The 24026-nt window shown below is 70.9% G+C and carries 20 protein-coding genes; 7 read left to right on the top strand and 13 right to left on the bottom strand.

Annotated features, from left to right (window positions below; genetic code table 11):
- Positions 1–191: 191 nt before the first annotated feature.
- The 5 genes from pdxS to pgsA all read right to left on the bottom strand — a co-directional run bounded on the left by pdxS (position 192) and on the right by pgsA (position 4564).
- Entirely contained in the window at positions 192–1136 is a 945-nt protein-coding gene (pdxS, locus tag ACIBM5_RS44450; protein ID WP_391587577.1) for a pyridoxal 5'-phosphate synthase lyase subunit PdxS, read from the bottom strand.
- Positions 1137–1223: 87 nt separating this feature from the next.
- Entirely contained in the window at positions 1224–1760 is a 537-nt protein-coding gene (locus ACIBM5_RS44445; protein WP_355542609.1) for a hypothetical protein, read from the bottom strand.
- A 58-nt stretch (positions 1761–1818) separates the two neighbouring features.
- Positions 1819–2940: a glycosyltransferase family 4 protein gene (locus tag ACIBM5_RS44440; RefSeq protein WP_396012390.1), complete on the bottom strand. Its 1122-nt coding sequence runs from the start codon at positions 2938–2940 to the stop codon at positions 1819–1821.
- A complete protein-coding gene (locus ACIBM5_RS44435) occupies positions 2937–3863 on the bottom strand; it encodes a phosphatidylinositol mannoside acyltransferase (protein ID WP_396012389.1) in 927 nt (308 codons plus the stop codon). Before ACIBM5_RS44435 ends, ACIBM5_RS44440 begins: the two co-directional genes overlap by 4 nt.
- Entirely contained in the window at positions 3860–4564 is a 705-nt protein-coding gene (pgsA, locus tag ACIBM5_RS44430) for a phosphatidylinositol phosphate synthase (RefSeq protein WP_391587580.1), read from the bottom strand. Before pgsA ends, ACIBM5_RS44435 begins: the two co-directional genes overlap by 4 nt.
- A 290-nt stretch (positions 4565–4854) precedes the next feature.
- On the opposite strand from pgsA, the gene ACIBM5_RS44425 reads away from it, so the two are divergent.
- From ACIBM5_RS44425 to ACIBM5_RS44415, 3 genes are all read left to right on the top strand, one after another.
- Positions 4855–7014 carry an elongation factor G-like protein EF-G2 gene (locus ACIBM5_RS44425; protein WP_396012388.1) on the top strand — a complete coding sequence of 720 codons (2160 nt, stop codon included), beginning with the start codon at positions 4855–4857 and terminating at the stop codon, positions 7012–7014.
- A gap of 311 nt (positions 7015–7325) precedes the next feature.
- Positions 7326–7718 carry a hypothetical protein gene (locus tag ACIBM5_RS44420; RefSeq protein ID WP_391587582.1) on the top strand — a complete coding sequence of 131 codons (393 nt, stop codon included), beginning with the start codon at positions 7326–7328 and terminating at the stop codon, positions 7716–7718.
- Positions 7715–8626: a hypothetical protein gene (locus ACIBM5_RS44415; RefSeq protein WP_396012387.1), complete on the top strand. Its 912-nt coding sequence runs from the start codon at positions 7715–7717 to the stop codon at positions 8624–8626. Before ACIBM5_RS44420 ends, ACIBM5_RS44415 begins: the two co-directional genes overlap by 4 nt.
- Here the strand turns inward: ACIBM5_RS44415 and ACIBM5_RS44410 are convergent.
- From ACIBM5_RS44410 to thrS, 5 genes are all read right to left on the bottom strand, one after another.
- The gene (locus ACIBM5_RS44410; protein WP_396012386.1) at positions 8592–9860 is read right to left on the bottom strand and encodes a hypothetical protein; all 1269 of its coding nucleotides are present in this window, start codon (positions 9858–9860) and stop codon (positions 8592–8594) included. The two genes, ACIBM5_RS44415 and ACIBM5_RS44410, sit on opposite strands and share 35 nt — an antisense overlap.
- A 175-nt stretch (positions 9861–10035) precedes the next feature.
- Positions 10036–11310 carry a glycosyltransferase 87 family protein gene (locus ACIBM5_RS44405; RefSeq protein WP_396012385.1) on the bottom strand — a complete coding sequence of 425 codons (1275 nt, stop codon included), beginning with the start codon at positions 11308–11310 and terminating at the stop codon, positions 10036–10038.
- Positions 11307–11711, bottom strand: a complete 405-nt coding sequence (locus ACIBM5_RS44400) for a thiol-disulfide oxidoreductase DCC family protein (protein WP_391587586.1) — start codon at positions 11709–11711, stop codon at positions 11307–11309. Before ACIBM5_RS44400 ends, ACIBM5_RS44405 begins: the two co-directional genes overlap by 4 nt.
- A 121-nt stretch (positions 11712–11832) precedes the next feature.
- A complete protein-coding gene (locus ACIBM5_RS44395) occupies positions 11833–12393 on the bottom strand; it encodes an HIT family protein (protein WP_391587587.1) in 561 nt (186 codons plus the stop codon).
- A 79-nt stretch (positions 12394–12472) separates the two neighbouring features.
- Positions 12473–14452: a threonine--tRNA ligase gene (gene thrS, locus ACIBM5_RS44390; RefSeq protein ID WP_396012384.1), complete on the bottom strand. Its 1980-nt coding sequence runs from the start codon at positions 14450–14452 to the stop codon at positions 12473–12475.
- Positions 14453–14770: 318 nt separating this feature from the next.
- Here thrS and ACIBM5_RS44385 point away from each other — a divergent pair, with 318 nt between their 5' ends.
- The 4 genes from ACIBM5_RS44385 (at position 14771) to ACIBM5_RS44370 (ending at position 19377) form a co-directional block, all read left to right on the top strand.
- Positions 14771–15181, top strand: coding sequence for a hypothetical protein (locus tag ACIBM5_RS44385; protein WP_396012383.1), 411 nt, complete (start codon positions 14771–14773; stop codon positions 15179–15181).
- A gap of 62 nt (positions 15182–15243) precedes the next feature.
- Positions 15244–15966, top strand: coding sequence for a DUF3105 domain-containing protein (locus ACIBM5_RS44380; protein WP_396012382.1), 723 nt, complete (start codon positions 15244–15246; stop codon positions 15964–15966).
- On the top strand, positions 15963–16658 hold the full coding sequence (locus ACIBM5_RS44375) for a DUF305 domain-containing protein (RefSeq protein ID WP_391587591.1): 696 nt from the start codon (positions 15963–15965) through the stop codon (positions 16656–16658). The genes ACIBM5_RS44380 and ACIBM5_RS44375 overlap by 4 nt, the downstream gene beginning before the upstream one ends.
- Positions 16659–17655: 997 nt before the next feature.
- The gene (locus ACIBM5_RS44370) at positions 17656–19377 is read left to right on the top strand and encodes a serine/threonine-protein kinase (RefSeq protein WP_396012380.1); all 1722 of its coding nucleotides are present in this window, start codon (positions 17656–17658) and stop codon (positions 19375–19377) included.
- A gap of 324 nt (positions 19378–19701) precedes the next feature.
- Here the strand turns inward: ACIBM5_RS44370 and ACIBM5_RS44365 are convergent, their stop codons facing one another.
- From ACIBM5_RS44365 to ACIBM5_RS44355, 3 genes are all read right to left on the bottom strand, one after another.
- A complete protein-coding gene (locus ACIBM5_RS44365) occupies positions 19702–20343 on the bottom strand; it encodes a DedA family protein (protein ID WP_396012378.1) in 642 nt (213 codons plus the stop codon).
- Positions 20344–21358: 1015 nt separating this feature from the next.
- Positions 21359–22387 carry a LacI family DNA-binding transcriptional regulator gene (locus ACIBM5_RS44360; RefSeq protein ID WP_391587594.1) on the bottom strand — a complete coding sequence of 343 codons (1029 nt, stop codon included), beginning with the start codon at positions 22385–22387 and terminating at the stop codon, positions 21359–21361.
- Positions 22374–23894, bottom strand: a complete 1521-nt coding sequence (locus ACIBM5_RS44355; protein ID WP_396012377.1) for a glycoside hydrolase family 1 protein — start codon at positions 23892–23894, stop codon at positions 22374–22376. The genes ACIBM5_RS44360 and ACIBM5_RS44355 overlap by 14 nt, the downstream gene beginning before the upstream one ends.
- Between the last annotated feature and the right edge of the window lie 132 nt (positions 23895–24026).

Below are 24026 nucleotides of genomic sequence, written 5' to 3'. Positions count from 1 at the left end.
ACGTCGCCCTGGAGGCCGAGCCCACCTTGTAGGGGAGTTGTGCCCACGACACCCGCGGCGCGTCGTTGGACCCCAGCGGGCCCCGGCCGCGATCGCGTCCGGGCCCGGCTCACAGCTTGTTCGAGTGCGCGACGTGCTGTTCGCGTGCGCGCGGTGTGCTGTTCGAGGCGCGAGGGACTCGACGGCGCGAACTACCAGCCGCGGCCGGCGTAGCGCTGCTCGGCCGGGAGGGTGTCGATGTTGATGCCGACCATCGCCTCGCCCAGACCGCGCGAGACCTTGGCGATCACGTCCGGGTCGTCGAAGTGCAGGGTCGCGTCCACGATCGCCTTGGCCCGCTTGGCCGGGTCGCCGGACTTGAAGATGCCCGAGCCGACGAACACGCCCTCGGCACCGAGCTGCATCATCATCGACGCGTCGGCCGGGGTGGCGATGCCGCCCGCGGTGAACAGCACGACGGGCAGCTTGCCGGCCTCGGCGACCTCCTTGACCAGCGCGTACGGCGCCTGGAGGTTCTTCGCGGCGACGAACAGCTCGTCCTCGTCCAGCACCGAGAGCTGCTTGATGTCCTTGAGGATGGTGCGCATGTGCCGGGTCGCCTCGACCACGTTGCCGGTGCCGGCCTCACCCTTGGAGCGGATCATCGCCGCGCCCTCGGTGATCCGGCGCAGCGCCTCGCCGAGGTTGGTCGCACCACACACGAAGGGGGTGGTGAACCTCCACTTGTTGATGTGGTTCGACTCGTCGGCCGGGGTGAGCACCTCGGACTCGTCGATGTAGTCCACCCCGAGCGACTGCAGGACCTGGGCCTCGGCGAAGTGGCCGATCCGGGCCTTGGCCATCACCGGGATGGACACGGCGCCGATGATGCCGTCGATCATGTCCGGGTCGGACATGCGCGCGACGCCGCCGTCCTTGCGGATGTCGGCCGGCACGCGCTCGAGCGCCATGACGGCGACCGCGCCCGCGTCCTCGGCGATCTTGGCCTGCTCGGCGTTGACGACGTCCATGATCACGCCGCCCTTGAGCTGCTCGGCCATGCCGCGCTTGACCAGGTCGGTGCCGGTCTGGGGGCTTGCGGGGGTGGTGGACACGGATGACCTCACACAGATGCGAACGACGACGGTTGGCTCCATCGTACGGGTGATGTGGATCCTAATGTCATGCCACCCCGGCGAATTACCCGGGCCAATCTGTCCACGGTGGCCTTTGCGTGGCTCTCGTCAGGAACCACCGGGCTGCAATGTGCGCGGTTCCTCGTCGTCCATCTCGAAGGTGACCGGGTACGGGGCGTGGCCTGCGAGCCGCAGGTAGCGCACCAAGCGGTGTCGGCGCACCGCGCGGGCGCCGCGGACCGCGTCGTTGTGGAAACGCCGGGCCATCGGCACGCGCCGCACCGCGGTCTGCAGTTCGGCGACCAGTTCCGCGCCGCCGGGCCGGGCCCGCAGGTCCTCCGCCTGGGCGGGGTCCTCGAACAGGAACCGCAGCGCGCGGGTCAGGTCGCTCTCCGCCACCTCGCGCTCGTCCTCGGCCGCGTTGCGCGCCTCGTGCGCGGCGCCGGCCAACACGAGCGAGGAGGCCGGATCGAGCAGCCCGGAGGTGGCGATCTCCTGCGCGACCGCCGAACGCCGCAACAACTGCGCGTCCAACGCGGCCCGACTCGAGTCCACCCGCGCATGCAACCGGTCGAGCCGCCCCGCGGTCCAGCTGAGATAGACGCCGACCGCGAGCACGGCCAGCAGGATCCAGATGACAGTCATCACCCGGCGACCCTATGCCCCGCCTGCGCACCGGCCCGCGACGCCGGCCGGGCCGACTTCACGCCGCCGGCGCCCCCGCGGTGACCGTCTCGTACACGCCCAGGATGTCCGTCCCCACGGTCTCCCAGTCGTAGCGCTGCACATGCTTGCGCCCGACCTCCCGCAGCGCGTCCCTGCGCATCGGATCACGCAACAGCGCAATCGCGGCGGCGGCGAGCGCCGAGGCGTCCTCCACCGCGAACAGCTCCCCCGCGCGCCCGCCGTCCAGCACCTGCCGGAACGCGTCCAAGTCGCTCGCCAGCACCGGCGCCGACGCCGACATCGCCTCGACCAGGATGATCCCGAAGCTCTCGCCACCGGTGTTGGGCGCCACGTACACGTCCACGCTGCGCAGCAGCCGGGCCTTGTCCAGGTCGCTGACCATGCCCAGGAAGGTGACCTGGTCGCGCAACGCCTGCGGCAGGTCCTGCACCGCCTCCTCCGCGTCCCCGCGCCCGGCCACCAGCAGCCGCACGCCCGGGAACGCCTCGACGATCCGCGGGAACGCCTCGATCAGCGTGGGCAGCCCCTTGCGCGACTCGTCGATGCGGCCGATGAAGCCGATGGTGGGCGCCTCGGGGGTGCCCTGCCACGTCGGCTCCACGGGTGCGTCGGCGAAGAAGCCGACGTCCACACCGTTGGGGATGACCACCGCGTCGCCGCCCAGGTGCTCGACCAGGGTGCGGCGCGCGTACTCGCTGACCGCGATCCGCGCGCTGATCTTCTCCAGCGCCGGCTGCAGGATCGGGTAGGCCGCGATCATCGCGCGCGAGCGGGTGTTGGAGGTGTGGAAGGTGGCCACCACCGGGCCGGACGCGGCCCAGCACGCGAGCAACGACAGGCTGGGCGTGGCCGGTTCGTGGATGTGCAGCACGTCGAAGTGCCCGTCGTGGATCCACCGACGCACCCGCGCGGCGGACAGGAAGCCGAAGTTGAGCCGGGCCACCGAGCCGTTGTAGCGCACCGGTACGGCCCGCCCGGCCGGCACCACGTAGTCCGGCAGCGGGGTGTCGTCGTCCGCCGGCGCCAACACCGACACCTCGTGTCCGCGCGCGATCAGGTTCGCCGCGAGGTCCCGCACGTGGTACTGCACACCGCCCGGCACGTCCCACGAGTAGGGGCACACGACGCCGATCCTCACTTGGCCTCCCCGATCCGGGCGAGCCGGCGTTGGTCCAGATCGGCGAGCCACAGCGGCTGGAGCATGTGCCAGTCCTGCGGGGCGCGCGCGATCCCCCGGGCGTAGGCGTCGGCGACCCGCTGGGTCATCACCGCGATCTTCTCCCGGCGGGTGCCCTCGGCGGGCACCTCGATCTCCGGGTGCAGCGTGCCCCGGACGACCCGGCCGTCCCACGGCAGGGTGACCGGGATCAGCGCCGCGCCGGTCTGCACGGCCAGCGCCGCCGGGCCCGCGGCCATCCGGGTCCGCTCGCCGAAGAAGGTCACCGGCACGCCGCCGGCGGTCAGGTCGCGGTCGGAGAGCAGGCACAACAGCCGGCCCTCGCGCAGCCGGCGCGCCAGCGTGCCGAACGTGTTGCCGTCGCCGCCGGTGAGCGGCAGCACCTCCATGCCCAGCGACTCGCGATAGTCCAGGAAGCGCTTGTACAGCGACTCCGGCTTCAGGCGTTCGGCGACCGTGGTGAACGGATAGCCCTTGAGCGTGATCCAGGCGCCGGCGTGGTCCCAGTTGCCCATGTGCGGGAGCGCGAAGATCACGCCCTTGCCGCGGGCGCTGCACTCGTCCAGCAGCGTCAGGTCGCACTCCATCCGGGCCAGTACAGTCTCGCGGTCCCAGACCGGCAGCCGAAACGCCTCCTGGTAGTAGCGCAGGTAGGAGCGCATGCCCTCGCGGGAGAGCGCGCGCAGTTGCTCGGGCGTGGCATCGGGCCCCACCACGCGACGCAGATTGGCCTCCAACTGGAGCACGCCGCCGCCGCGCCGCCGCCAGACCAGGTCGGCGATCCGCCGGAAGGCGGCGGTGGCGACCGGTTCGGGCAACCGCTTGACCACGGACCAGCCCAGGGCGTACCCGGTGTCGGCCAGCCGCTGCCCGAGGTCGGTCATGCCTTGTCACCCCCGGACACCGCGTTGTCGATCGCGGAGGCCGAGCGATACACCGCGATCATCCGCTGGAAGACCGTGATCAGGCTGCCCACCGCGATGAACCACAGCGCGGCCTCCTGGATGTAGGGGACACCCATTCCGTCGAGGCCGGTCGCCACCAGCGAGATGACCAGCCGCTCGGCGCGCTCGATCAGTCCGGAGACGTCGCAGGCCAGGCCCAGGCTCTCGGCCCTGGCCTTGCAGTAGGACACGACCTGGCCGGATCCGAGGCAGAAGATCGCCAGGATGCACATGCGCAGGTTGTCGCCGTCGCCGGCGAACCAGATCGCCAGCGCGCCGAAGATCGCGGCGTCCGCCACCCGGTCCAGCGTGGAGTCGAGGAAGGCTCCCCATTTGGTCGAGCGGCCCAACTGGCGCGCCATGTTGCCGTCGACCAGGTCGGAGAAGATGAACGCGGTGATGACGAGCGTGCCGGTGAGGAACCAGCCGATCGGGAAGAACACCAGCGCCGCGACGACCACCCCGAGGGTGCCGATCAGCGTCACCGTGTCCGGACTCACGTTGTGGCGCAGCAGAAAACTCGCGAACGGGGTGAGCACACGCGTGAAGAAGGCACGAGCGTATTTGTTGAGCATCGCCTTCCCGAGGGATTGCCGGGGCGGCGGGGGATCCGAGGGACTCGACCCGCCTGGTGCGCCCATCGTACTGACGCGGTCGCACCTCCCGGGCCCCCCGTCGCCCGGGCGTGCCCTGCCCGGGCGTGCCGCGTTGGAGAACAGCGCATCCGGCGAGGACACTTGTACTCGGTCGGACGTCGGGGCAATGCTGCCGTTCAGGAATCGATTTGCGGACGTTGGCGTACCGACGACCGACAAGAGCCTGTCCGTCCGATCTCGACGGACCCGCCGGAAACGGACGGACAGGCCCTGGCACCTGTGCGTACGGGGACGTCGACGACGACCGCACGACATGGACAACCAGGAGGTGGCACATGGCGGACAAATCCGGAGCTAGCGCCGGAACCGTCGGCAGGGTAACCGCGCCGGCGAGCCCGGACTCGGTGCGCAACGTGGTGCTGGTGGGCCACACGGGAGCGGGCAAGACGACATTGGTGGAGTCCCTGCTCGTGGCGACCGGGACGATTCCCCGGGCCGGTCGCGTCGAGGACGGGACGACCGTGTCCGATTTCGAGGACATCGAACACCGCCAGCACCGCTCGGTGGCGCTGTCCTTGTCGCCCGTCGAATTCGAGGGCGTGAAGATCAACCTGCTCGACACCCCCGGCTACGCGGACTTCGTCGGCGACCTGCGCGCCGGCCTGCGCGCCGCGGACGCCGCGCTGTTCGTGGTCTCGGCCGCCGACGGCGTGGACGGCTCGACCCGGATGCTCTGGGACGAGTGCGCCTCGGTCGGCATGCCCCGCGCGATCGTGATCACCAAACTCGACCAGGCGCGCGCCGACTTCGACGAGATGGTGCTGATCTGCCAGCGGGTGTTCGGCGACCCCGACTCGGACACCGTGCTGCCGCTGTACCTGCCGCTGCACGGCGAGGACGAGGGCGTCGCGGGCCTGATGGGCCTGCTCACCCAGCGGGTCTACGACTACTCCTCCGGCACCCGCCGAACGCTCGACCCCGACCCCGAGCACCTGCCGCTGATCGAGGACGCCCGCAACCGGCTGATCGAGGGCATCATCGCGGAGAGCGAGGACGAGTCCCTGATGGACCGTTACCTCTCCGGCGAACAGATCGACGTCGACACGCTCATCGCCGACCTGGAGACGGCCGTCGCCCGCGGCTCGTTCTACCCGGTGCTCGCGGTCGCCCCCGACGGGCTGGGCACCATCGAACTCCTGGAGGGCATCGTCCGGGCCTGTCCGGCACCACCCGAGCACGAGGTGCTGCCGGTCACCACCCCCGACGGCAAGCCCCGCGACCCGCTGACCTGCGACCCCGAGGGCCCGCTCGCGGCCGAGGTGGTCAAGACGACGTCCGACCCGTACGTGGGCCGGATCTCGCTGGTCCGGATCTTCTCCGGCACGCTGCGCCCGGACATGACGGTGCACGTCTCCGGGCACGGCATGGCCGATCGCGGACACGAGGACCACGACCTGGACGAGCGGATCGGCGCGATGTCGATCCCGCTGGGCAAACACCAGCGCTCGCTCAACCGCGGCATCGCCGGCGACATCGTCGCGATCGCCAAACTCACCCGGGCCGAGACCGGCGACACCATCTCGGACAAGGACGATCCGCTCCTGATGGAGCCGTGGATGATGCCCGACCCGCTGCTGCCGGTCGCCATCCGCGCGCACAGCAAGGCCGACGAGGACAAGCTCTCCCAGTCGCTCGCCCGCCTGGTCGCCGAGGACCCCACGCTGCGCCTGGAGCACAACACCGACACCCACCAGCTGGTCCTGTGGTGCATGGGCGAGGCGCACGTCGAGGTGCTCCTCGACCGGCTGCGCAGCCGCTACGGCGTCGCGGTGGACGCGGTCGCGCACAAGGTCTCGCTGCGCGAGACGTTCGCGGAGAAGGCCAGCGGGCGCGGTCGACACGTGAAACAGTCCGGCGGACACGGCCAGTTCGCGATCTGCGAGATCGACGTCGAACCGCTGCCGGGCGGTTCCGGGTTCGAGTTCGTCGACAAGGTCTTCGGCGGCGCGGTACCGCGCAACTTCATCCCGTCCGTGGAGAAGGGCGTCCGGGCGCAGATGGAGAAGGGCGTCGCGGCCGGCTATCCGATGGTCGACCTGCGCGTGACGCTGACCGACGGCAAGGCACACTCGGTCGACTCGTCCGACATGGCCTTCCAGATGGCGGGCGCGCTGGCGCTGCGCGAGGCCGCCGCGGCCACCCGGATCCACCTGCTCGAACCGGTCTCGGAGGTACGGGTCACCGTCTCCGACGAGTACGTCGGCGGCGTACTCAGCGACCTGAGTTCGCGCCGGGGCCGAGTGGTGGGCACCGAACCGACCGGCTCGGGCCGCACCCTGATCCGCGCCGAGGTCCCGGAGATCGAGATCAGCCGCTACGCGATCGACCTCCGCTCGATCAGCCACGGCACCGGCCAATTCGCCCGCTCCTACTGCCGCCACGACCCGATGCCCCCACAACTCGCGGCGAAGGTCACCTCGCAGCCCGACGACTAGGCCGGGTCCGGTGGATCTTGGTGGATGAGGTCGCGTCGTCCGGTGCCGTGGCTCGGCGTGCCGGAGAAGCAGCCGCATGGTGGTTCCATTCGGCTGTTTCTCCGGTGCGGCGAGACGCGGTGCCGGGCGGCGCGGCCCCACCGAGATCCGCCGGACACGGCCTGGGCCGTCGATCCGCCATCCGCCGCACACCCGAGGTGCCGGGTGCCCGGCGGATGGCGTTCAATATGCGGGTGAACAATCGGGGGTCCCAAGGCTCGACACGACGTCCGCGCACATCCCGCGGTTTCCGCCTGGGCTGGCGCGCGGTGGTGACCGTACTGATTTTCGGCGCTCTGTTGCGCGGCGCGATCTGGGGCACCGACATGGCGTTCCCCTTCGGTCCGCTCACCCAGTACGCGTTCCGCACCGATCCCAACGGCGTGATCGAGTCGAACTACGTCGACGCCGACACCACGGACGGCAGGCGCATCCACATCCCGATGGCGCACTCGGGCATGAGCCGCGCCCAGTTGGAGGGCCAGCTCTGGAAGTTCCTCCAGGATCCGAGCCTGCTCCAGCAATTGGCCAAGAACCAACGCGAGCGCTACCCGCACGATCCGCACTATCTGCGGCTCTATCTGATGCGCGACACCGTCGTGCTGCGCGACGCCGCCGAGGAACGCCGCTTCACCGAGACGCTGACCCAGTGGGAGGTCAAGTGAGCACCGCAGCGCAGGGCGCCGCGGGCTGGGTCCGGGCCGCCCGACGCTGGTGGTACCCCTCGGTCCCGGTCCTGCGGATCGCCTGGATCCGGCTGTTCGTCTACCTCTTCGTGCTGTACGACATCACCGCGCTGACCAAGGGCACGATGGGCAACGCACACCTGCCCGCGTCGCTGTACCAGCCGGTCTGGCTGGCGGACACGCTGCAGCTGCCGGTGCCCACCCCGGCCCTGGCCGAGACGCTGCGGATGGTGATGTTCATCGGCGCCCCGATCGCCGCGCTCGGCATCCTGCCCCGGCTGTCCGGCACCGTGATGGCGGTGGCGTTCACGTGGTGGGAATTCGTCTACATGTCCTACGGGAAGATCGACCACGACCACTTCGCCATCACCGTCACCCTGTGGTTGCTTCCCACCGCCGGCCGGGCCCGATTCCGGGATCGGCACAGCGACGAGAGAGCCGGCTGGGTGATCCGGTGCATGCAGATGTCGGTGGTGCTGAGCTACTTCTTCGCGGCCTGGGCCAAGATCCGCGAGTCCGGCTTCCGCTGGGTGACCGGCGCCACCTTCTATTGGGCGATCGAGCGACGCGGAACCGGGTTCGCCCGGCCCCTCCAGGACCATCCGCTACTGCTCCAGCTCGGCCAGTGGGTGATGATGATCGCCGAATTGCTCGCGCCGGTGATGCTGGTGCTGCGCCGCTGGTGGCTGTTCCTCGCGGTGTGTTTCTGGCTGGGCTTCCACCTGTTGACCTACCTGAGCATCGAGATCCACTTCCTGCCGACGGTGATCTGCTTCACCGCGTTCGTGCCGTGGGAGAAGGTCGACGCGAGGCTGCGGGCCGGCCTTCGGCGGGTGCGGCCCAAACGAACGGTCACGCCGGCGGAGCCGGCAGTGCTCGTTCCGTAGCCACCAGCGCGAGCAGCACCGCGGCGCCGGTCCACGCCAGCGGCGCCACCGAAGCCGGCGTGCCGTCCGCGGCCACCTTCTCCGGGAGCGAGCCGTAGGCGGTGCGGTGCGCCGCGAGCCAGTCCAACCGACGAGCGGCCGCCGCCGGATGTCCCGACGCGGCGTCGTACAGCGCGAAGGACGCGGTCTCCGGCGTCCACGCGGTGGACGGGTCGCCGGCCCAGTCCAGACCGGGCAGGATCCCGCCGTTGGGCAGGGTCAGCCGGTCGGCGGTGCGCCGCACGGCCGAGTCGACCTTGGCATCGAAACCCGCGAACGGCGGCCCCAGCCAGGTCACCGCGCTGTCCTCGCCCCCCGAGGAGCTCGGCGTGCGCTGATAGCCGTACGCGCCGAACCAGGTGCGGATCCCGGTGTCGAGCCGGGACGCGGCGGCGGACCACCGGGTCGCCGCCGGGTCGCCCATCCGGCGGGCCAGGTCGGCGGATGCGCGCAGGCCGGCCAGCAGCGGCGCGGCCGTACCCAGGGTGATCTGATCGGTGCGCGTCTCCCAGTAGTCCGGGCCCGCCGGCGGCAGCCCGGACCGTTGCAGGCTTCCCGCGACACGATCGGCGGCGGCACGCACCGCCGGCCACAGCTCGGCCAGGCCCGCGCGGGTCGCGGGGGCGTTCGGGTCCTGTGCCACGTACCAGAACCACACCGCCCACGGCATCCAGCCGCCGCCGTCCTGCTGCGCCGGGCGCCGGTCGGGCGCGATCCCCTCGACCGTGTAGCGCGCCTCCCACGTCCCGTCCGCGCGCTGCAGGCCGGCCAGGTGCCGAAGGACGAGCAGGGCATCGTCGGGGTGTCCCGTCGCGGTGTACGCCGCGGCCACCCAACTTCCGTCCCGGGGCCAGACGTTGGACCAGAAGCTGTGCCAGGACGCGGTCACCGCGCCGTCCGGTCGGGTGAGCAGCCGCAGATCGCGCAGGGCCCGCTCGGCCATGTCCCGGCGAGCGGCGGTATCGCCCGGCACGTGCCCGGCGTCCAGCCACGCGCGCTCCGCGGCGGTGGGCGGTCGCGCGGGGGCGTCGGTCGGCACGATCTGCAGCGCGCCGGGTTCGCCGGCCACGCCACCCATCAGGAGCGGGCCGGTGGGCCGCGGACCCTTGGTGGCACTGGTGAGCGTCGACACGAGCAGCGTGCACAGCAGGAGTATCGCGGTGGATATGCCGATCCGGCGGGCCCTGCCGTGCATCCGGTACCGCCTCGCCACGAAGGTCCGCGGAGCGCTCGAGGCCCCGCGGGAACATGGGACAAGTCTACGAACGCCGGTTTGGATGGCCACCGCTGGGCGGTGCGCTCGCAGCCCGGAGGGGATACGGCCGAGACGGGCGGGCCGTGCAGCCGCGGGCCGCGCAGGGCGTCCGCGCCTACGGGACCAAACCCTGGGAACCGGATCGATCCCCCGATCGGCGAGCGGCGCCGAACCGGGCAAACGGGTGAAATCCGGAACCGCTCCGCTCGGCGATCACACAGGAGATCAGACAACCGATCAGCACGCACACGCCCGCGATCACATAGGCGTTGCCCGCGAGCAATTGCCACCCCCGCAGGTGCAGCTCGCGATCGCCCCCGAAGGGCACCGTCCACACGAGACCGGCGGGCAGCACGCCGGCCACCCGGGGCCGGTCCATCGGATACGCCGCCGCGAGGGCGCACAGGGCGGCGAGCGCCACCACGTCCGGCCACGCCCGGGTCCGCCGAACCCGATCCACCAGCAGGATCACCAGCGGCAGCGCCCACACCCAGTGGTGCGTCCAGGAGATCGGCGACACCAGCAGCGCGGTCAACGCGCACAACCCCATGCCGGTGAGCTCCGCGCCGCGCCGCGCGGCACGCACGGCGAGCGTCATCCCGAGCGCCGCCACCACCGTCGCGAGCAGTGGCCACAGCAGACCCGGCGCCGGGTCGGCGCCGAACTGTCGAGCCACCGCACCGTGCAACGACTGGTTGCCGGGGAACTGGGCCAGACCGATCCGAGCATCGTCGAAGAACAGCCCACCCCAGTAGTCCACGCACTCACGCGGCAACACCACGAACGCCACCGCGATCGTGCCGACGAACGTCCCCAGCGCGGTCGCCGCCTCGCGCACCCGTCCGGTCAGCAGCAGGTACGGGACGAAGATCACCGGCGTCAGCTTGAGCCCGGCCGCGAGCCCCACGCCGACCCCGACCAGCCGGGCCCCACGCGGGCGGGACAGGTCCCACAGGACCAGCACCAGCAGCAGCAGGTTGATCTGCCCGAAGCGCAGGTTCTCCTGCACCGGCTCGGTCCACAACAGCGCCGCGGCGGTCAGCGCGGTGGCCCGCACCCGATCGCCGCGCAGTCCGGCCATCCCCCAGGCGAGCCATGTCGCCACCGCGAGCAGGACCAGGTTCGCCGCCACGCCCAGCGCCTTGACCGCCACCCACGGCAGCCATGCCAGCGGCGTGAACACCAGGCCGGCCCACGGCGTGTAGGTGAACGGGAGCCGCCCGGGCCGGACCGTGTACAACTCGCCGCCTCCGGCGAGCACGTCCGCTCCGCCCGAGCGGTACACCGCCAGGTCGCCGAGCCACCACGCGTCGCCCGATCCGAACAGGCCGAGCGCGAGGTACGCGGCGACCGACGCCGCGGCCACCGCGAGGGCGAACCCGCGACTCACCCGTGCAGGGTGACGGTATCCGGCCGCAGGTGCGCCGGCATGGCACACGCGGGAGTCCCGCCGGGCATGCGGTCGCGGTTGTCCGCGACCAGGCGGTACACGCCGTGCGCGGCGATGCTGACCGGCTGCACCCGCAGGGCGGCGCCGGCCAGCGCCCACGGGCCGCCGGCGTTCATCAGCAGCTTGGCCACCGCGTGGTGGCCGCCGTACACGGTGCCGACGGGGGTCACCCACAACACCTCGTGCTCGGCGCGGTGCTGCTCGACGCCGAGTTCCTCGAGTTCGGCGAACTGCCAGGCCACCACGTCGGCATCGAACGGGATGTGCTTCCGGGCGAACTCCACCGACCGGGTACAAAAACCGCAGTCGCCGTCGTACACGAGAACCGGTCGTGCGCTCAAAGCTCTTCTCCTTGACAACAGCCGCTTGGATCCTGCCATCGGACCGCCTCCGCCCACCGGCTCCGAGCGCGCCCACCCCGCCCGCGGCGCGCCCGCACCCTGGGGGCGCCGACCGATCCGGTCAGTCGACCGGCCACGCGGAGGCCAACATCTCGCGGGTGTCCGCGAGCAGTTGCGGAAGCACCTTGGTGTGCCCGACCACGGGCATGAAGTTGGTGTCGCCGCCCCAGCGCGGCACCAGGTGCTGGTGCAGGTGCGCGGCGATCCCCGCCCCGGCGACGTGGCCCTGGTTCATCCCGATGTTGAACCCCTGCGCACCGGACACCTTGCGCAGGGTGGCCATCGCGAGCTTGGTGAACCGGGCGAGCTCGATCGTCTCCGCGTCGTCCAGGTCGGTGTAGTCCGCGACGTGCCGATAGGGCACCACCATCAGGTGGCCGCCGTTGTACGGGTACAGATTCAGCACCGCGTAGACCTGCTCGCCCCGCGCGACGACGAGCCCGTCGACATCGCTCAGCGACGGAATCCGGCAGAACGGGCACCCGTCGTCGGGAGTCGGCCCCGACGGCTTGTTCTCACCCTTGATGTACGCCATCCGATGGGGAGTCCACAGCCGGGCAAAGGCATCCGGCCCCCCAACCCCGTCCTGCATCTCGGGCTCGCTCGTCATGCCAGGAAGCATATGCCGTGGGCCGGGAGGGGCCGCGACCCGGTGACCGCACGCTGTCGCGCGATCCCGGGCCGCGGCCGATGACACCGCGTCAGATCTGGATGCGGTCCGCGACGGCCTTGACGATCTCGGCCACCGCGTCGTCGACCGGCACGCCGTTGTTCTGCTCGCCGCTGCGGTAGCGGAAGCTCACCGCGCCGGCCTGCACGTCCTCGTCGCCCACCAGGAGCATGTACGGGATCTTGAACTTGTTCGCGTTGCGGATCTTCTTCTGCATGCGGTCCGCCGAGTCGTCGATCTCGACCCGGATGCCGTGCGCCTTCAGCTTGGCCGCGACCTCTTCGAGGTAGGGGACGTGCTCCTCGGTGATCGGGATGCCGACCACCTGGACCGGCGCGAGCCACGGCGGCATCTTGCCCGCGTAGTGCTCCAGCAGGACCGCGAAGAAGCGCTCGATCGAGCCGAACAGCGCGCGGTGGATCATCACCGGCTGCTGCCGGGTGCCGTCCGAGGCGGTGTATTCCAGGTCGAAGCGCTCCGGCAGGTTGAAGTCGACCTGGATGGTCGACATCTGCCAGGTGCGGCCGATCGCGTCCTTGGCCTGGACCGAGATCTTGGGGCCGTAGAACGCGGCGCCGCCCGGGTCGTCGACCAGTTCCAGGCCCTGCTTCTGCGCGGCCTGGCGCAGCGTCTCGGTCGCCTCGGTCCAGTTCTCCTCCGTGCCGATCGACTTCTCCGGGTTCCTGGTGGACAGCTCCAGGTAGAAGTCGTCGAGCCCGTAGTCGCGCAGCAGGTTCAGCACGAAGGTCAGCAGCGAGTCCAGCTCGCCCGCCATCTGGTCGCGCGTGCAGTAGATGTGCGCGTCGTCCTGGGTGAAGCCGCGGGCGCGGGTCAGCCCGTGCACCACACCCGACTTCTCGTAGCGGTAGACCGTGCCGAACTCGAACAGGCGCAGCGGGAACTCCCGGTACGAGCGCCCCCGGGCCCGGTAGATCAGGTTGTGCATCGGGCAGTTCATCGGCTTGAGGTAGTAGCTCTGGCCCTCGTCCAGCTCCATCGGCGGGTACATGCCGTCGGCGTACCAGTCCAGGTGGCCGGACAGCTCGAAGAGCTTGCCCTTGGTGGCGTGCGGCGTGTACACGAACTCGTAGCCGGCCTCCTCGTGCCGACGGCGCGAGTAGTCCTCCATCGTGCGGCGGATGATGCCGCCCTTGGGGTGGAAGACGGCCAGGCCCGAACCGATCTCCTCGGGGATGGAGAACAGGTCCAGCTCGGCGCCGAGCTTGCGGTGGTCGCGCTTCTCGGCCTCCTCCAGGAAGGTCGTGTACGCCTTGAGCTCGTCCTTGCTCGGCCACGCGGTGCCGTAGATCCGCTGAAGCTGCTTGTTCTTCTCGCTGCCGCGCCAATACGCGGCGGCCGAGCGCATCAGCTTGAACGCGGGGATGTTGCGGGTGGTGGGCAGGTGCGGGCCTCGGCAGAGATCCTTCCAGCACAGCTCGCCGGTCTTGGCGTTCAGGTTGTCGTAGATGGTCAACTCGCCGGCGCCGACCTCCGCGGAAGCGCCCTCGGCGGCCTCGGCGGCGGAGCCCTTGAGCCCGATCAGCTCCAGCTTGTACGGCTCGTCGGCCAGCTCGGTGCGCGCGTCCTCGTCGGTGGTGACCCGGCGGGCGAAGCGCTGACCCTGCTTGATGATCTCCTGCATCTTCTTCTCGATGCGCTTGAGATCGTCGGGGTGAAACGGCGTCTCGACGTCGAAGTCGTAGTAGAAGCCGTCCTTGATCGGCGGGCCGATGCCGAGCTTGGCCTCGGGGAACAGCTCCTGCACCGCCTGCGCCATCACGTGCGCGGCGGAGTGGCGCAGGATGTCCAGGCCGTCCGGGGAGCCGATCCCCACCGGCTCGATCTCGTCGCCGTCGACCAGGACGTACGCCAGGTCCACGAGCCGGCCGGCCACGCGCGCGGCGACCACCGAGCGGTCGCCCTCGAAGAGCTCGGCAGCCGTAGTGCCCGTGGTCACCACCCGCTCGTCCCGGTCCGGGTCGCGGCTGATGGTCACTCGGGCTTCGGACACCGTTCGTCTCCTGACATGTGGTTGGCGGGTGCTGCGCGGCCGGACTCGGCTCGCTCGCACACCGATGCTCTCGCTCGCACACCGATGCTATCGAGCCGGGAGCGTGAACCTTGCCTCGGTTTCCCCGGCCCGGGCGGGCGCCGGCCCGCGGTGGGCACACCCGGGCGCGGGCGCCGGTGGGATGCCGGCGCGGAAGCCGGCGAAGACACCTGCGAAGACGCCCGCACCCTCGCATCCACCGTCACGTCCCCGTCACGACAACGAAAGATCGAGCCCCGACTTCCCACAGGGTCACTCGTTCGGGTGAGAATAGGGCCCGTGACGCAACGGATGGCCTCGCTGGCAGTCCCGCTGCGGCCGGTGATCCGGCTGTTGGCCGGGGCTGTACTGGCGTGCGCCGCGCTGCTCGGCAGCGCGTTCCCGATCCACGCCGAGTCGGTGCCCTCGACCGCGACGATCCCGACGGTGTGCCCCTTCCATCACACCGCCCACCAGGACCGGGACGACGGCGGGCCGGACGACAAGGGCGACGGTTCGGGGCGGTGCGGCGATCGCTCGCACGCGTGTGTGCCGGCCACCGTTCCGCCGCTGCCGCCGGTGGTCGCACCCGCGCCCCGCTCGATGCTCCCGCCATGGCTGGCCGAACCGGACGCCATCGGTATCGCGCTCGCGCCCGCGCCCGCCAAGGACGCCTCCGACCTGACGGTGCTCTGCGTCAGTCGTACGTGATCCGCGCGGCACACCCTCGCACGGTCCACAGACGAAATCCGGAATCGGAATAAGGCGGAGCCATGGGGCAACAGTCCCCCAACACCTCGAAGAAGCAGAGCAAGGCGCAGCGAACGGCCAGGATGGCGGCAACGCGTGAGCGGGTGGCCGCTCAGCGCGAGCAGGAGCGCAAGGCCGCCAAGCGCCGCTCGGCGATCATCTTCGCCGCCTCGGGCATCGCGGTCCTCGCCCTGGTGGCCGGACTGACCGCCGTGGTGATGTCGTCCAACGACGACGGCGACAAGAAGAGCAGCGCGAACAACGTCATCGCCGACGTCAAGCCCGACCCCAACACCAAGAGCGACATAGCCGGGGTGGCCGCGTACACCGCGTCGCAGGGGCACATCTCCAAGCCCAAGGACGTCACCTACAAGCAGACCCCGCCGGTGGGCGGCGAGCACGACCCGGCCTGGCAGAACTGCGGGATCTACGACTCGCCGATCCCCAACCGCAACGGCGTGCACTCGCTGGAGCACGGCACGGTGTGGATCACCTACCAGTCGAATCTGCCCGCGGACCAGCTGGAGATCCTGAAGTCCAAGGTCAAGGGCAAGACGTACATGATGCTGAGCCCCTACGACGGGCTGGACAAGCCGGTCGTCGCCTCGGCGTGGGGTCTGCAGCTGAAGCTGGACAACGCGAGCGACCCGCGCCTGGACCAGTTCATCAAGGAATACAAGGAAGGCAAGCAGACCCCGGAGCCCGGTTCGCCGTGCACGGGCGGGGTCGGGAAGCCGACCTCGTGAGGCCCCGCGCACGCGTCGCGCTGATCGTGGCGACCGGGCTGCTCGCGGTACCCGCGCTGGCGGCCTGTTCGTCCGACGACTCGACGAAACCGGCCGCGGCCGCCGCGCCCACCCGTGCGCTGGGGCCGGCGCCGGCCGCGGTGCCGAACCCGCCGGCCGACGATTCCGTCGACGCCGGGTTCGCACGCGACATGCGCACGCACCACGCGCAGGCCGTACAGATGGCGATGATGGTCCGCGACCTGACCCAGGACGACGCGACCCGCAAGCTCGCGTACGACATCGCGCTGACCCAGCAGGAGCAAATCGGCCGGATGGCGTCCTGGCTCCAACTGTGGGGCCTCACCCTCGGCTCGACCCGGCCGGTCATGCAGTGGATGACGCCGGGTTCGATGCCGGGCCACTCCGGTCACGGCACGCCGGCGGCCGGGGCGGACACCCAGCTGATGCCGGGCATGGCCACGCAGGCGCAGTTGGACAAGCTGGCGACGTTGCACGGCAAGGACGCCGAGGTGATGTTCCTCCAGCTGATGATCACGCACCACGAGGCGGGTGTGGCCATGGCCCGCGAGGGCGTGGCGCGCGCCCAGGTCCAGCAGGTCCGGGATCTGGCGAACACGATGGTGGTGGGCCAGAGTTCGGAGATCGACCTGATGCGGTCGATGCTGACGGAGCGTGGGGCGGCGGCGTAACACCTGCGCGCTGCCGGTGGTGTGGTGTTCGCGGCTCGGGACGGGTGGACGGGTCGCGGCGGGGTGCTGGTTCGCGGTCGGGTGCGGTGGTCGCGGTCGGGCGCGGCGCTCGCAGCTGGGTGCGGTGCTCGCGGTCGGGTGCAGCGCTTGCTATTGAGAGCAGCGCTCGCGGACGGGTTCGCCGCTCGCTGTTCGGTGCACCGCTCTTTTCGCGGTGCACCGTTCGCAGCGGAACGCACGGCTCGGCACGGCTCGCTACAGTGTGCGCCGCTCGCGGCGACGGCGAAGTCCAGCGCTCTCGATGGAGGGCACCGCTCGCCATCGAGAGCGGTGCTCGCAATAGAGGGCACCACTCGCAACGGAGAGCAGTGCTCGCAATAGAGAGCACTGCTTTTAACTGGGAGCACCACTCGCCGTTCGAGGCATTGCTCGCTGCTCGGTGCACCGCTCCCTGTGCGGTGCACCGCTCGCAGCAGCACGCACGGCTCGCTACGTGGTGCATCGCTCGCAGTGCGGAGCACCGCTCTCGGTGGCGTGCATCGCTCGCGTTCCGGCGCGCTGCTCGCCGTTCGGTGCGTTGCCGGCTGTTCGGTGCACCGCTCGCAGCGGAGAGCGCTGCTCTCGGTGGCGTACACCGCTCCATGCGGTGATACCCCGCGCAGCGGGAGGACGGCTCCCTGATGGGTCCTGACGAATACCGACGCCCACTGCCCTCTATCTGCTCGCGACGACTCGGCAACGCCCCGGCTCGGATCGCGCGGGACGCATACGCCTCGTCGATCGGCAATCGGCAATCGGCAATCGGCACCACATTCGATGGGGCTCTGAGCAGGTCAATTGTTCGGGGCACTCATGGCCGGACCGTGGCCTAAGGGGATGCGGGCGTGCCACCGGCCCGGCCGGCATCAGGCGACCTTGGTGCCCACCGGGGCCGTACCATTCCCGAGCGGAGAGTCCGGGTCGGCTTTGGGCGTGGCAACGGGGGTTGCGTGTGCGGGTGTTGGCGGGTCGGTACGAGCTGGTCCGGTTCGTCGGGCGTGGCGGCATGGGCGAGGTCTGGGAAGGGCGGGACCGGCTGATCGAGCGGCGGGTCGCGGTCAAGCTGCTCCCGCACGCGAACGCCGACGCCTCCGGTGCCGCATTGTTCTTCCGCGAGGCGCGTACGGCGGGGGCCCTGCACCACCCGGGCGTGGTCGCCGTGTACGACCTCGGCCAGGACGAGGGGGACGGTTCGCTGTTCCTGGTGATGGAGTTCGTCGAGGGCCGCGACCTGGCCGCGGTGCTCGACAAGGAGGGTCCTCCCGCGGTGCGCACCGCTGTGGAATGGGCGGCGCAGGCCGCCGCGGCGCTGGCCCGGGCGCACACCGCAGGGATCGTCCACCGGGACCTGAAACCGGCGAACCTGATGCTCACCGTCGAGGACCGGGTCAAGATCCTGGACTTCGGGATAGCCCGGTTCGTGGAGTCCACGAACCGATCCAGCAAGGTGATGGGCACCCTCGCCTACATGCCGCCCGAGCGCTTCGACGAGCAGCCCGGGGATGCCCGCTCGGACCTGTACTCGCTCGGCTGCGTCCTGCACGAACTCCTCACCGGCAACGTGCCGTTCAACGCCACCGGCCCGGTCTCGATGATGAACGCCCACTTGCGGAGGACGCCCACGAGACCCGGCGAACACCGCCACGGCGTACCCGCCGAACTCGACGACCTCGTCCTCGCGTTGCTCGCCAAGGACCCCCGGGACCGACCCGACACCGCCGACGAGGTACACCGACGTCTGCGCGCTGCCGTCGACCTCGCCCCGGACGCCGAAACCCGGCGCATGGTCCGAGGAGGGGATGCGATCGCCGACGCGCCGACCATCGGCCTCGATCGGAAGCCCGTCGCAAGCGGCACACCGCGAAGTGGTGACGGCGGCGGCCCATCCAAAGCCCCGACCCCCACGCGTCGCCGCCTTCTGTGGCTTGTCGGCGGCGGCGCAGTTACCGCTCTGGGCATCGGCGGCGTTCTCGAACTGATCGACTCGCCCGACGACCGGCGAGAACCGCAGCGCACCGCCGGCGACCAGGTCCCGTCGTCCCCGCCCGCAGTAACCCCCACCGACACCACGGTGCGCTGGTCCTACTCCACCGGGGCCGAGGTCGACTCCTCGCCGGCGGTCGTGGACGGGGTGGTCTACATCGGCAGCCACGACAAGAACGTGTACGCGCTCGACGCCGCCACCGGCACCAAGAAGTGGGGCTACGCGACAGGCGCCGAGGTCTTCTCGTCGCCTGTGGTGGCGGGCGGGGTGGTGTACGTCGGCAGCACCGACAAGAACGTATACGCCCTCGACGCCGCCACCGGCACCAGGAAATGGGTCTACACCACCGGCGAAAAGGTCGCCTCCTCGCCGGTCGTCGTGGGCGGGGTGGTGTACGTCGGCAGCGCCGACATGAACGTGTATGCGCTCGACGCCGCCACCGGTGCCAAGAAATGGGCCTACACCACCGGAGGCATGGTCTGGCAGTCGCCGGCGGTTGTGGGCGGAGTCGTCTATGTCCCCAGCAATGACAAGAACGTGTACGCGCTCGACGCTGCCACCGGTGCCAAGAAATGGGCCTACTCCATCGGGGCCTCCACCAGCTCGAACCCGGTGGTAGCGGGCGGGATGGTGTATATCGGCAGCGGTGACAAGAACGTGTACGCACTCGACGCCGTTTCCGGCACCGGCCCGTAAGTGCGCCGCGCCGCTCGCTGTGGAGAGCGCCGCTCTCGGTGCAGTGCACCGCTCGTGTTTGGGCGCACCGCTCGCTATCCGGTGCACCGTTCGCCAGGCGGCGCACGCCTCGTTGTGGGCCACACCGTTTGCGGCGGGGCGCGCAGCTCGTTGCGGCCGGCGGATAGGCGAGTGGGGGGGGGGGGGGCGCCCCGCCGTGTGGGGGCCCGCCGGGGGGGCGGGGGGGCGGGCCGGGCGGGGCGGGGGGGGGGCGGGGGCGGGGGGGGGGGTGTCCGTGCCCCCCCCCCCCCCCACTGTGGTCGATGGCGAAGTGCCGCCGCCGGGTTAGACCTCGACGGTCGCCGTCGTCGCCGTCGCCGTCGCATCGCCGGCATGGCGTCGGCGGCGGACCTCGCGGACGACACGTGCCGGCACTCCCACGATCAACGGCACCGAGGCACCCAGCGCCATCCCGCCGAGGACCACCAGCAGCGGACTGTCCTCGACGATGCGTCCCGCCAGCGTGCCGACCGTCATCGCGTACGACACCGAGATGGTCGCCCCGACCAGCGTCGCCGCACGGAACTGCGGGCGGGGATATCCCAGTCGGCCGGCGAGCATGTTCACCGCGGTTCGGCCTCCGGGCAGGAAGCGGGCCGCGATCAGTGCGGACATCCCGCCCTTGGCCAGCGCGCCCCGGGCCAGGTCCATCGCCTTCTGTCGACGCGGCCCGAGCACGGCGTCGCCCCCGCGACGCAGCCGTGCGCGGCCCACCGCGTAGGCACACTGGTCCCCGATGAAGGCACCGATCCCGGCGGTCAGTAGAACCAGGACGATGTACCGAAGGTCACCGTCGGCGACCGCTGCCGCGGCCATCACGAGTTCGTCGCCCGGCACGATCGGCAGCACGGCGTCGATGGAAACGATCAGCGGCATCGCCAGCCACAACCACGGAGAGAACAACAGGCCGGTTCCGGCGCCGGTCACTGGTGTACCCCCGCGCACGCGCAGCGGATCGGTAGACAGGTATCGGTCACCGGGAGATCATCGCGCGATCCCCCATCCGGCGGAACATCGGGTCCTGGTCACCACCGCTCACCTGACGTGATACGGCCTGAAAAACACCCATCTCAGAGGCCTGATCCGCGGAAAAGTGACCTCATCATCGTGTCGACTTCCCGATTCGGAGATCACACTTTCGGCGCACCCCCGGAGGAGTGGCCACTCCCCCAATCCACCAACAACACCCCCGGCTACCACCCTCGCCCGGCCCTCACACACCAACACGGCCGGGACGCACCGCGGGTGCAGCCGGCCCGTCGGGCGCTTGGGAGCGGGCGGCGCACCGGGCGTTTGGGAGCGGGCGAGGCGTCAGGCGCTCGCAAGTGGTCGGGGCATCCGGCGCCCGGGGAAATCGGGGCCCGCCGACGCTGGAGGCGATCAGGCCCGCCGACGCTCAAGGACGTCGAGCCGGCCGGTGTTCGAGGGACGCCCGGGCCGGCCGGCACTTGGCGCCGAACCAGCCCGGCCAACGCTTCAGGCCGCCCAAGCCTGGCAAAGCCTCCCCTCGGTCAAACCCTTCGGCCCCGGCAGGCGTTTGACGCCACCCCAAGCCCGCCAAGGCCCCGCCCCGGCCGACCCCTTCAGCCCCGGCCGGCACTTGGCGCCGAACCAGCCAGGCCAACGCTTCAGGCCGCCCAAGCCTGGCAATGCCTCACCCCAGCCAATCCCCTCGCCTCGGACGGCACTTGAGGTCAAACGAGCCTTGCCGACGCGTGTAGGTCAAACCAGCCATGCCGACGCGTGAGGTCAAACCAGCCCGGCCGGCGCTTGGGGCCACCCAAGGCCCACCAAGCCCACCAAGACAAACCGAGACCCACCAAATCCCGCCCCAGCCAAACCCTCAGCCCGACCGGCGGCGCCTGAAGCCACCCTCAGCCCACCAAAGCCCAAGCCCGGCCAACCCCTCCGGCCCGACCGAAGCCGAAGCCCCGTGTGCGGGTCACGACGACGACCGCTCGATCAGCGTCGTCGGCAACACCACGGAGTCGCCGACGGCCCCGCCCCCGATCCGCTCCAGCAGCAGACGCGTCATCAACCGCCCCTGCCTCGCCACGTGTTGCCGCACAGTGGTGAGCGCCGGCGCAGCCCAGCCCGCGACGTCCGCATCGTCGAACCCGACCACCGCCACGTCCTCGGGAATGCGCCTGCCCTCCTCCGCCAGCACGGCCATCGCCCCGACCGCCATCAGATCGGACGCCGCGAACACCGCGTCCACCCCCGGCTCCTCCGCCAACAGTCGCCGCATCGCCGCGGCCCCGCCGGCCCGGCTGAAGTCGCCGTGCGCAACGAGCGCAGGCCCCGGTACCGCGTCCAGGTAGCCGCGCAGCCGGTCCACACCCGCGCACATGTCCTGCGGTCCGGCGATGGTGGCGATCCGCTCCCGACCGCGGCCGCTCAGGTGCTCGACCGCGGCGCGCGCACCGCCCACGTTGTCCGCGTCGACATAGACGAAGTCGGCGTCCGGGCCGAGCGGCCGACCGCCGACCACCACCGGGATGCCCGCGTCGTGCAGCCGACCCGCCAACGAGTCGTCCCCGTGCAGCGACACCAACAGCGCCCCGTCCACGTGGCCGCCGCGCAGGTACCGCTCCAACCGATCCTGCTGCGCCGGGGTACGCACCATCATCAGCACCAACTGATGGTCGGTGTCCGCCAGTTCGGTGCCCACCGAGCGCACGATCGCGGACAGGTACGGGTCGCCGAACAGCCGGGTCTCCGGCTCCTGGACGACCAGCGCCACCGAATCGGTGCGCCGGGTGACCAGAGTTCGGGCCGCGCGGTTGGGCACGTATCCGGTCCGCACGATCGCCGCCTCGACCACCTCGCGTACCCGAGGGCTGACCTTCGGTGAGCTGTTGATCACCCGGGAGACGGTGGCCCGGGACACCCCGGCCACCGCCGCCACCGTCTCCAGGGTCGGCGGTTCGGCCGTCGGTGCGGCCTCGCCCCGGCCGTCAGTGCTGGTCAATGCTCCCCATCCCGTCCCGCGCCGACTCGGCCCGGAGTTCCCGATTGCCGGCGATCACCGACGCATACCACCGTGCGCTGTACTTGGGCGTACGTCCACCGCTCGCGAAGTCCACGTGCACGATGCCGAAGCGCTTCGCGTAGCCGTACGCCCACTCGAAATTGTCCAACAGGGACCACACGAAGTAGCCCCGGACATCCACGCCGTCCGCGATCGCCCGGCGTACTTCCGCGATATGCGCGGCGATGTAGTCCACCCGTTCGACATCCTCGATCGCGCCGGCCGCATCGACGCGGTCCTCGTACGCCGCGCCGTTCTCGGTGATCATCAGCGGCAGGTCCGGGGCCTCCTCCCGGATCCGCGCCAGCACGTCGTACAGGCCGCTCGGGTCGATCCCCCAGCCCATCGCGGTACGCGCGCCGGGCGCCTGGGTGAACCGCACGTCCGCACAGGCCGGCCAGGGCGAATACGCGCTCGCACCGTGGCCGTCGTCACGATGCCCGGCCGCCTCGGCACCCGCGTCGCCGCCTTCGCCGCTGCCCTCGCCGCCACCGCCGCCGACCAGCAGGGGGGTGTAGTAGTTCACCCCGAGCATGTCGATCGGTCGGGCGATCTCGGCGAGGTCGCCGTCCCGGACGAACGCCCAGTCGGTCACCGAGGCGGTGTCCGCCAGCACATCGGCCGGGTACGCCCCGCGCAGCAGCGGGTCGAGGAAGATCCGGTTGGCCAGTCCGTCCACTCGACGCACCGCGTCCAGATCCGCCGGCCGGTCCGAAGTGGGGCGTACGGCGGCCGTGTTGAGCGTGATCCCGATCCGGTGTCCGGCCGGCAGCCCGGCCCGCAACGCCCGCACGCCGAGCCCGTGTGCGAGCAGCAGATGGTGATGCGCACGCAGGGACAGCTCCGGATCGGTCAGTCCCGGCGCGTGTACGCCCGAACCGTGTCCCAGGAACGCGGAACACCACGGCTCGTTGAGCGTGGTCCAGTCGCGAACCCGGTCGCCGAGCCGCGCCGCGACGATCCGCGCGTACTCGGCGAATCGGGACGCGGTGTCGCGCGCACCCCAGCCGCCCGCGTCCTGGAGCGCCTGCGGCAGGTCCCAGTGATAGAGCGTCAGATACGGATCCACTCCGTGTGCGAGCAGTTCGTCCACGAGCCGGTCGTAGAAGTCGAGTCCGGCCGGGTTGCCCGGACCGCTGCCGCTGGGCTGGACCCGCGCCCACGCGACGGAGAACCGGTAGGCGCCCAGGCCGAGTTCGGACATCAGCCCGACATCTTCCCGATAGCGGTGGTAGTGGTCGGTGGCCACGTCGCCGGTGTCCCCGGCGTGCACCCGTCCGGGAGTACGACTGAAGGTGTCCCAGATCGACGGCGCGCGACCGCCCTCCGCCACGGCCCCCTCGATCTGGTACGCGGCGGTGGCCGCGCCCCAGACGAATCCGGGCGGGAAGCCGCCGACGGGAAGGCTCGTCGGTGCTGTGCGGGTGGACAGGGCGTGGTTGGTCATGATGGTGCTTCCCTTTCTCCGGTTGGCTTGACGCTGCTCGGCACCCATCGGCACCCATCGACGCCCATCGGTGCCGGATCGGCTCGGCGTTCTCGGACCGATCGGCCAAGGACCGATCCGCGCCGGGTAGGG

Source organism: Embleya sp. NPDC050493 (assembly GCF_044458105.1).
Lineage (GTDB): Bacteria > Actinomycetota > Actinomycetes > Streptomycetales > Streptomycetaceae > Embleya.
This window is presented reverse-complemented; position numbering and strand designations above follow the sequence as displayed.

Bases quoted from the DNA above. Each gene is read 5' to 3' on its own strand.
- ACIBM5_RS44445 (WP_355542609.1), bottom strand. From the start codon at position 1,760: ATGACTGTCATCTGGATCCTGCTGGCCGTGCTCGCGGTCGGCGTCTAT.
- ACIBM5_RS44395 (WP_391587587.1), bottom strand. From the start codon at position 12,393: ATGCTTCCTGGCATGACGAGCGAGCCCGAGATGCAGGACGGGGTTGGG.
- ACIBM5_RS44355 (WP_396012377.1), bottom strand. From the start codon at position 23,894: ATGACCAACCACGCCCTGTCCACCCGCACAGCACCGACGAGCCTTCCC.
- pdxS (WP_391587577.1), bottom strand. From the start codon at position 1,136: ATGGAGCCAACCGTCGTCGTTCGCATCTGTGTGAGGTCATCCGTGTCC.
- pgsA (WP_391587580.1), bottom strand. From the start codon at position 4,564: ATGGGCGCACCAGGCGGGTCGAGTCCCTCGGATCCCCCGCCGCCCCGG.
- ACIBM5_RS44425 (WP_396012388.1), top strand. From the start codon at position 4,855: ATGGCGGACAAATCCGGAGCTAGCGCCGGAACCGTCGGCAGGGTAACC.
- ACIBM5_RS44410 (WP_396012386.1), bottom strand. From the start codon at position 9,860: ATGCACGGCAGGGCCCGCCGGATCGGCATATCCACCGCGATACTCCTG.
- ACIBM5_RS44435 (WP_396012389.1), bottom strand. From the start codon at position 3,863: ATGACCGACCTCGGGCAGCGGCTGGCCGACACCGGGTACGCCCTGGGC.
- ACIBM5_RS44380 (WP_396012382.1), top strand. From the start codon at position 15,244: ATGGGGCAACAGTCCCCCAACACCTCGAAGAAGCAGAGCAAGGCGCAG.